The sequence below is a fragment of the Mycobacterium sp. genome, from assembly GCF_049802695.1.
Lineage (GTDB): Bacteria > Actinomycetota > Actinomycetes > Mycobacteriales > Mycobacteriaceae > Mycobacterium.
In genome coordinates this window covers 1-8,067 of record NZ_JBARMY010000019.1, presented here as the reverse complement: position 1 = coordinate 8,067, position 8,067 = coordinate 1, and the positions used below count along the sequence as shown (strand labels likewise).

The 8,067-nt window shown below is 66.0% G+C and carries 4 protein-coding genes and 1 pseudogene; 1 reads left to right on the top strand and 4 read right to left on the bottom strand.

Annotated features, from left to right (window positions below):
• Positions 1-112: 112 nt before the first annotated feature.
• From eno to mfd, 4 genes are all read right to left on the bottom strand, one after another.
• Positions 113-1,402 (bottom strand): phosphopyruvate hydratase, encoded by a 1,290-nt coding sequence (eno, locus tag WA317_RS00705; RefSeq protein WP_425171203.1) that lies wholly within the window; start codon positions 1,400-1,402, stop codon positions 113-115.
• 110 nt (positions 1,403-1,512) lie between these two features.
• Positions 1,513-2,244 carry a lytic transglycosylase domain-containing protein gene (locus WA317_RS00700; protein WP_425171202.1) on the bottom strand — a complete coding sequence of 244 codons (732 nt, stop codon included), beginning with the start codon at positions 2,242-2,244 and terminating at the stop codon, positions 1,513-1,515.
• 320 nt (positions 2,245-2,564) lie between these two features.
• On the bottom strand, positions 2,565-3,686 hold the full coding sequence (locus tag WA317_RS00695) for a nucleoside triphosphate pyrophosphohydrolase (RefSeq protein WP_425171201.1): 1,122 nt from the start codon (positions 3,684-3,686) through the stop codon (positions 2,565-2,567).
• A gap of 182 nt (positions 3,687-3,868) precedes the next feature.
• Positions 3,869-7,483 (bottom strand): transcription-repair coupling factor, encoded by a 3,615-nt coding sequence (gene mfd, locus WA317_RS00690; protein ID WP_425171200.1) that lies wholly within the window; start codon positions 7,481-7,483, stop codon positions 3,869-3,871.
• Between the two features lie 115 nt (positions 7,484-7,598).
• Between mfd and WA317_RS00685 the strand changes: the two are divergent.
• A pseudogene (locus WA317_RS00685) lies at positions 7,599-8,067 on the top strand (DNA-binding protein); the annotation flags it as partial.

Genomic DNA, 8,067 nt, shown 5'->3' with positions numbered 1-8,067 from the left:
GACTTGCGCGGACGGCCGGACACTGAGTCGCCGCCGCCACGACCCGGCCGCGACGCGGGGCCGCGCCGCTTCGACTCCGGCCGCTTCGCTTCCGACATGCTGGCAGCAGGCGCTATCTGGTGTCCGGTGAGTACCGCGGAAACGCCAGATCGCCGGCATAACGGGCCGCGTCACCGAGCGCTTCTTCGATCCGCAGCAATTGGTTGTACTTGGCGACGCGCTCACCGCGCGCCGGTGCGCCGGTCTTGATCTGTCCGGAACCGACAGCGACGACCAGGTCGGCGATCGTAGTGTCCTCGGTCTCGCCGCTGCGGTGGCTCATCATGGTGCGGTAGCCGCTGTGGTGAGCCAGCGCGACAGCGTCGAGTGTCTCGGTCAAAGTCCCGATCTGATTCACTTTGACAAGCAACGCATTTGCCGCGCCCTTGTCGATGCCCTCCTCGAGGCGCTCCGGATTGGTGACGAAAAGGTCATCGCCCACGATCTGCAAGCGATCGCCGAGCAGTGCCGTCAGTGCGACCCAGCCGTCCCAATCATCTTCGGAGAGCGGGTCTTCCACTGACACCAACGGATAGGATTCGAGCAACTCGGCATAGAACTCAGCCATCTGAGACGCGGTCAGCGTCGTGTTCTCGAATGCGTAACCGGTTGCTTCGTCATAGAATTCCGTTGCGGCGGCGTCCAGCGCCAACGCGATGTCGGCCCCCGGCCGATAGCCCGCCTTCTCAATGGCCGAAGTGATCAGATCGAGCGCGGCCTTCGTGCCGGCCACATCGGGTGCGAAACCGCCCTCGTCGCCCAAGCCGGTCGCCAAGCCCTGCTTTTTCAGTACCGACTTGAGGGAGTGGTAGACCTCGGCACCCCAGCGCAGCGCCTCGGCAAAGCTAGGCGCCCCGATCGGCGCCACCATGAACTCCTGAATGTCCACGCCGGTGTCAGCGTGCGCACCGCCGTTGAGGATGTTCATCATCGGCACCGGCAGTATGTGCGCGTTGGGCCCACCGAGATAACGGAACAGCGGTAACTCGGCGGAGTCAGCGGCGGCTTTGCTCACCGCCAGCGACACGCCGAGAATCGCGTTGGCGCCCAACCGGGACTTGTCCGGGGTGCCGTCCAGGTCGACCAGCGCCTGGTCGACAAGCCGCTGATCGTCGGCGTTGAGACCGATCACGGCCGGCGCGATCTCGTCGAGCACTGCCCGCACCGCCGCCTTGACCCCCTTGCCGTTGTACCGGTCGCCGCCGTCGCGCGACTCAACGGCCTCATGCTCACCGGTCGATGCACCCGACGGCACGGCAGCCCGTGCGAAAGTCCCGTCGATGAGCGCGACCTCGACCTCGACCGTCGGGTTCCCGCGGGAATCAAGGATCTCGCGGGCACCGACCTGCTCGATTATGGGCACTGGCTTCTCCTTGCGTGGTAGCGAGGGCTACGAACGTACTAGGGGCGTCCGTGAAGACCCATGACGTCCGTAGCGGTCCATAGCTTAATGCCACGCAGCCAAGATCTGCTTCACAGCGGGCGGCCCTTCGCATAGGCAGTCGCCCAATCCCGTACCGCGCGGGCATACGCGTCGGAGTCGTTGTAGGCCCGCAGCGCGGTTATCCAGCCCCTCGGAGTCTGTAGATCTTTGCCGCGCCAACACAAGTAGCCGGCTGCCGAAAGTGCGGCGTCGTCGATGTTGTCCGGACTGACGATGCCGTCGTTGTTGGCGTCGACTCCGTACAACCGCCAGGTCTCGTGGATGAATTGCATGGGGCCCATCGCCCGATCAGCCGACGAATCACCGTCCATGCCGCCTTCATCGTTGTCGACGATGCGCATTGTGCCGCCGGTACCGTCCAACTGCACACCTCGGATAGGCGGTCGCACATCGCCGTTCGCTTCCAGCATCGCATGGTGGTAGGTCCCGTGGTGACTCTCCACCTGCCCGATACCTGCCAAGGTGGTCCAGAAAAGATGACAGTTCGGGTTCTCGACTTCGGCAACTCGCGCTGCATAGGCGTACGCCTCCAAGGCGACGACCGGAATCTTCAGCGCGTCGGAGCGTTGGGCCGCCCAGTCGTAAAGCTGATCAGCGGGCCGGCCCTTGGCGTGGGTGTTCACCGGCGGCACCGGCTCGCCGGCCGGTGGCGGCACGCCTTTGGGAATGTAGGGGCCGAGTTGCCACGTACAACTCGACGCCAAGAGCAGCGCCGCCGCACCCAGCACGACGACCGCCCGTAGCCAACGCACCGGCGACACAGCACTCCCCTAAACGCCTCTGGTCTCAACCATCGTCCCACGGGTTGAGCCCTGCTCCGCTGCCTTGGGGCCCCGACACGAGCGGAGTCGCGCAATTCTCTGCCCCGACCGGGTGCACCCGGCGGGGCGACAGCGAAGTCATCTTCGACGCCAGGACAGGTGTTGATCACCCCGATGAGCAGTGGTTCCGCAGTGCAGGGCCGGAATCGGCAGCAACCGACGTGACGGGTCGCCGCCACATGACTACGAGAGCCACGCGATCCACCGAACTACCCCGGGCACGCGCCGCTTAAGACCATCTGTCGGCTCGGTTGTCAGGCCTACTGGGCTGACGCCTCGGACGCTATCTCGCCTTCCGCAACCGCCGGTCCAGGGTCCTCGTCGGCGGACGCCTCGGCGGTCTCGTCGACGCGTTCGGACTCGGCGATGTCGTCGACTGCCGCCGCGGGCTCGTCGAACGGTTCGTCGCGCGCGGCGAGCGGCTCCTCTGGTGCGGCCGGAGATTGATAGGTCACCTGCGGCCAGTAGGCCCGCCACTCCTCTTCGGTGACCGCGTCGAGCGGAGCGAGGTCGAGCGCGTCCGGAATATCGTGCCCGCGTCGTCCGGCCGCCACCGCCTTCTCCGCGCTGCGGACAGTGTCCATGAACTTCAACACCGCTGTGCGAAGCCCGTTCTCAGCGTCGCCGTCCAGTGTGACCGTCACCGAGGTGATCGCCTCAGGAAGCAGATCCGCCGGCAGCCCGGCCCTGTCGACACGTTGGATCACCTTCTGCGCCAACGCCAACGCGGGCTGCGAGGTGGGTACGTCGTCGAACACCGAGTTCCGCGACTTCTCACTCGCCTTACGCTGTTCCCACTGAGCTAACTGCTCGTCGAGCGAAATCTCCTCGCCCGCAAGCACTCCGGGAACGCGATTGCTCAGCTTTCGCACCAGGGTATCGGCGACCTCGTCGATGGTGAACGACTGCTGCGGCGCGTCCTCGGCGATGCGGGCGTGAAAAAGCACCTGCAGCAACACATCGCCGAGTTCTTCACGCAGCTCGTCGGCATTGCCGCTGTGGACCGCATCGAAAAGTTCGTAAGTCTCCTCCAGCAAGAAGCGGCGCAGCGAGTCGTGCGTTTGCTTGCTTTCCCACGGCCCGGCCATGCGCAGCTTGTCCATCATCGCGACCGCGTCGACCAGTCGCTCGCCACGCTGAGACTCCGGTGCGGAAATCAGCCTGTCTCCGGCGGCCAGTCGCGCCGTCACCGCGGGATGATTGGCGTCCGACGACAACAGCACCGGAGCGTCCTCTCCGGTATGCGCCGGCCGCGCCGCGGGCAGTGACCACGGCACAGCAACCGGCAATTCCTCGGTGTACTGCACTTCGCCGGCGAGCAGTTCGATGGCTGCTACCGGCACCAACGACGGGCGGCGCGGGTCGACCAATATGACGGTCACCAGCGTCGCTCCTCGATCCCGGCTAAGCCGGAACCATCGTCATCGGCGCAAGTCACGAGCGCCACTCCTCGATCCCGGCTACGCCGGAATCATCGTCATCGGCGCAAGTCATCGCGCTCGTAGCTCCTCATTCGTGGGCGGTCTTGTCGATCAACCGGCTCCCGGGGCCGGTATGGACTTCGTTATACAACTTCTTTCTGCGGTGTTCCATCAAGCGCCGATACCAACTCGGCGACCATCTGCACCACTTCAAGGTCACGGATCCTGGGCGCACCCACGCCGGTGCCGGCCCGCGGAATCGGGACCTGCACCGTGGCGGTGGTCGCACGGTAACGCGCACCCGGATACCGTCGCGCCAGCCGTACCTGCGCCGAATCCGGCAGCGTCAGCGGTGATAACCGCACCGTCGCCGCTGACGTCGCGGTGACGTCGGTGATGCCGGCGTCGCGGCACCGCAGTCGCAGTCGAGCCACCGCCACCAACAGCTGGGCCGGCTCAGGTAATGCGCCGTACCGGTCGGTCAATTCCTCCACCACCGCATCTATGGCGGCCTCGTCGGCCGCTCCCGCTAGCCGCCGATAGCCCTCGAGTCGCAGCCGGTCGCTGGCGATGTAATCCACCGGCAGATGCGCATCGACCGGCAGGTCGATCCGCACATCCTTCGGCTCTTCAGCGCTGACGACGGTTTTGCCGTCAGCTGCTGCCCGATACGCTTCGACCGCCTCGCCGACCAGCCGCACGTACAAATCAAAACCGACACCTGCCACGTGCCCGGACTGCTCAGCGCCGAGCACGTTGCCGGCGCCGCGGATCTCCAGATCTTTCATGGCCACTGCCATGCCGGCGCCCAACTCGTTGTTCTGCGCGATCGTCGCCAACCGGTCGTAGGCGGTCTCGGTCAACGGGGTGTGTGGCGGATACAGGAAATACGCGTAACCGCGTTCGCGACTGCGGCCCACGCGCCCCCGCAACTGGTGCAGCTGAGCCAGACCGAAAGTGTCGGCGCGCTCGACGATCAGCGTGTTGGCGTTGGAGATGTCCAGTCCGGTCTCGACGATCGTCGTGCAGACCAGGATGTCGTACTCGCGGTTCCAGAATCCTTCGACTGCGGTTTCCAGCGCATCCTCCGGCATCTGGCCATGAGCGACGACCACTTTGGCTTCGGGCACCATTTCACGCACCCGCGCTGCGGCCTGGTCGATCGAGCTGACCCGATTGTGCACGTAGAAGGCCTGCCCGTCGCGCAACAGTTCCCGGCGCAGCGCGGCAGCGACTTGCTTGTCGTCATGCGGACCGACGTAGGTCAATACCGGGTAACGCTCCTCAGGTGGGGTGAGGATCGTCGACATCTCCCGGATGCCCGCGAGACTCATCTCCAGCGTGCGCGGGATCGGTGTCGCGCTCATCGTCAGCACATCGACGTGGGTGCGCAACGACTTAATGTGCTCTTTGTGCTCGACGCCAAAACGCTGTTCCTCGTCGACGACGACCAGGCCGAGGTTTTTCCAGTGCACGCCGGTCTGCAGCAGCCGATGCGTGCCGATCACGATGTCGACGCTGCCGTCGGCCAGGCCTTCGATCACCGCACGGGACTCGGCGCCGTCGGTGAACCGCGACAGTCCCTTGACCGTCACCGGGAAACCGGCCATCCGCTGGGTGAAGGTCTGCAGATGCTGGTCGGCAAGCAACGTGGTCGGCACCAGCACCGCAACCTGCTTGCCGTCCTGAACCGCCTTGAAAGCCGCCCGGACCGCGATCTCGGTCTTGCCGTAGCCGACGTCACCGCAGATCACCCGGTCCATCGGCACCGGCTTCTCCATGTCGGCTTTGACCTCGGTGATCGCGGTGAGCTGGTCGACGGTCTCGGTGAAGCCGAACGCGTCCTCCATCTCGGCCTGCCACGGCGTGTCCGGCCCGAACGCGTAACCGGGCGCGGCCTGCCGTTTGGCATACAGCGACACAAGTTCGCCGGCGATCTCGCGCACCGCGCGGCGCGCCTTGGTTTTGGTGTTGGCCCAGTCGCTTCCGCCGAGCCGGCTCAGCGCCGGGGCCTGTCCGCCGACGTAGCGTGACAACTGGTCCAGCGAGTCCATTGGCACGTACAGCTTGTCGGTGTCGCTCTTGCCGCGCTTGCTGGACGCGTACTCCAATACCAGGTACTCGCGTCGCGCCCCGCCGACGATCCGCTCGGTCATCTTCAGGAATCGCCCGATGCCGTGCTGGTCGTGCACCACCAGGTCACCGGCGGTCAGCGCCAGCGGGTCGACGACGTTGCGGCGCTTGGCCGCCAGCCGCTTGCCTGCTGTGGCGGTCGCCCTGTTGCCGGTGAGGTCGGTCTCGGTGATCACGACCAGGTTGACACCGCTCGGTATTACGAAGCCGTCGCGCAATGGGCCTTGCAGTACGCCGACGACGCCGAGCTTCGGTTCGGCACCGGGCTCCAACATGCGCGCCGGAGTGTCGGATTCACCGAGACGCTCGACGACGCGGTGCGCGGTTCCGATGCCCGCCGTGACGACGACGGCATGACCGCCGGCGCTGACGTGGGCGCGCAGCATCGCGAAGATGCCGTCGACATCGCGTTGATGTCCACGGGCGGAGGGTGCGGCGCGAATCTCCAGCTCGACCGCTGACTCGTCAGACAGCTGGCTCAGCGCCCACCACGGATGGCCGGCCCGCTGTGCGGACGCACGTGCCTCGTCGAGGTCGACGAACCCTGATCCGCCCAGCTGCCCGACGTCGACGGGCGCGTCACTGCCTAATGCCGCGATCGACCAGGACGCCTCCAGGAACTCGCGGCCGGTTTGAATCAGGTCGGCGGCGCGGGTGCGAACCTTCTCCGGGTCGCACAGCAACACCGGGGTGCCCTCGGCGACTTGATCGGTCAACAGCGACGTGCCGCCCGGGCGCAACACCGGCAGCAGCGCCTCCATGCCGTCCACCGGGATACCCTCAGCCAGCTTTGCCACCATGTCGGTGACGCTGCCGGTGATCGCGCTCGCCCCGCCGCCGTGGTGGCCGGCGAGTTGCGCGGCCCGCTCCCGCACATCGGCGGTGAGCAGCAATTCACGACAGGCGACCGCGACCACCGTGTCGACGCTGATCTCCGGGATGGATCGCTGGTCCGCCACGGAGAACATGCGCATCTCGCTGACCTCGTCACCCCAGAACTCCACCCGGACCGGGTGTTCGGCGGTCGGCGGAAACACGTCGAGAATGCCGCCGCGGACCGCGAACTCGCCGCGCCGGCCGACCATGTCCACCCGGGTGTAGGCAAACTCGACCAGCCGGGCGATGAGCTCCTCGAACGCGACTTCGTCGCCGATGGCCAAGGTGACCGGTTCAACCAGGCCCAGCTGAGGCGCCATCGGCTGCAGCACCGAGCGCACCGCCGTCACCACCACCTGCAGCGGCGGACCCAGCCGCGCATCGTTAGGGTGGGCCAGTCGGCGCAGGACCATCAGGCGGGCGCCGACGGTGTCGACTCCCGGGGAGAGTCGTTCGTGCGGCAGTGTCTCCCAGGACGGGAAAACGGCCACCGCGTTCCCGAAGACGCCACGCAGTTCAGCGGCCAGGTCGTCGGCTTCCCTACCGGTCGCGGTCACCACCAGCAACGGACCTTGGCGGGCCAATGCGCTGGTGACCAGTATGCGCGCGCTGGCCGGACCGACCATCGTCAGTTCGGCGGGCCGTTCAGCGGCGCGCACACTGATCTGCTGCAAAGTCGGCGCGGTGAGCGCCAAGTTGATGAGCCCCGCGATCGGGGTGGGTGGAGAGGCAAGCCCCGGTGCGGTCATGATGCCGCCATTCTAGGAGTCACAAATCCGTCAAGATCGGGCCCGGCGTCGTCAAGGTTCGTTAAGGCCACGGCGCGTCATCGCGGCATGTGCCCACGTTTTAAAAGTGACAACTACCAATCACTACCTCAAGCATCGCCAGGGCAACTGGCGATCCAAGGTGGTGGTCAACCTGTCGGGGGATCCTGTCCACGGTCGTGGTCGGCATCTTCGCGGTGGCGAAGTTCACTGAAGGCGCCTGGCTGATCGTGGTTGTCTTTCCGCGGCTCGTGTTGGCTTTGATGCGGCTGAATCGGGAGTACCGCGCCGAGGCCTCGGTGCTGGAGATGTCGCTTACCGAACTACCGGACGTCGCCAGGTACGCCGGCACCGGGTGTTCGTCTTCGTCGACTCGATCGACCTCGCCGAGCTCGAAGCACTGCGCTACGGGAACGGTTTGCACGGCGAACTGGTGGCAGTGCACTTCATACTGGACCCCGTGCATGCAGCACAGCTGCAGGAGCGGTGGGACCACTTCGGGCTCCGCACCACGTTGAGGATGGTCGAGTGTCCCGATCGCCGGCTCAACCGGGCCGCCCAAGACC

Bases quoted from the DNA above. Each gene is read 5' to 3' on its own strand.
- mfd (WP_425171200.1), bottom strand. From the start codon at position 7,483: ATGACCGCACCGGGGCTTGCCTCTCCACCCACCCCGATCGCGGGGCTC.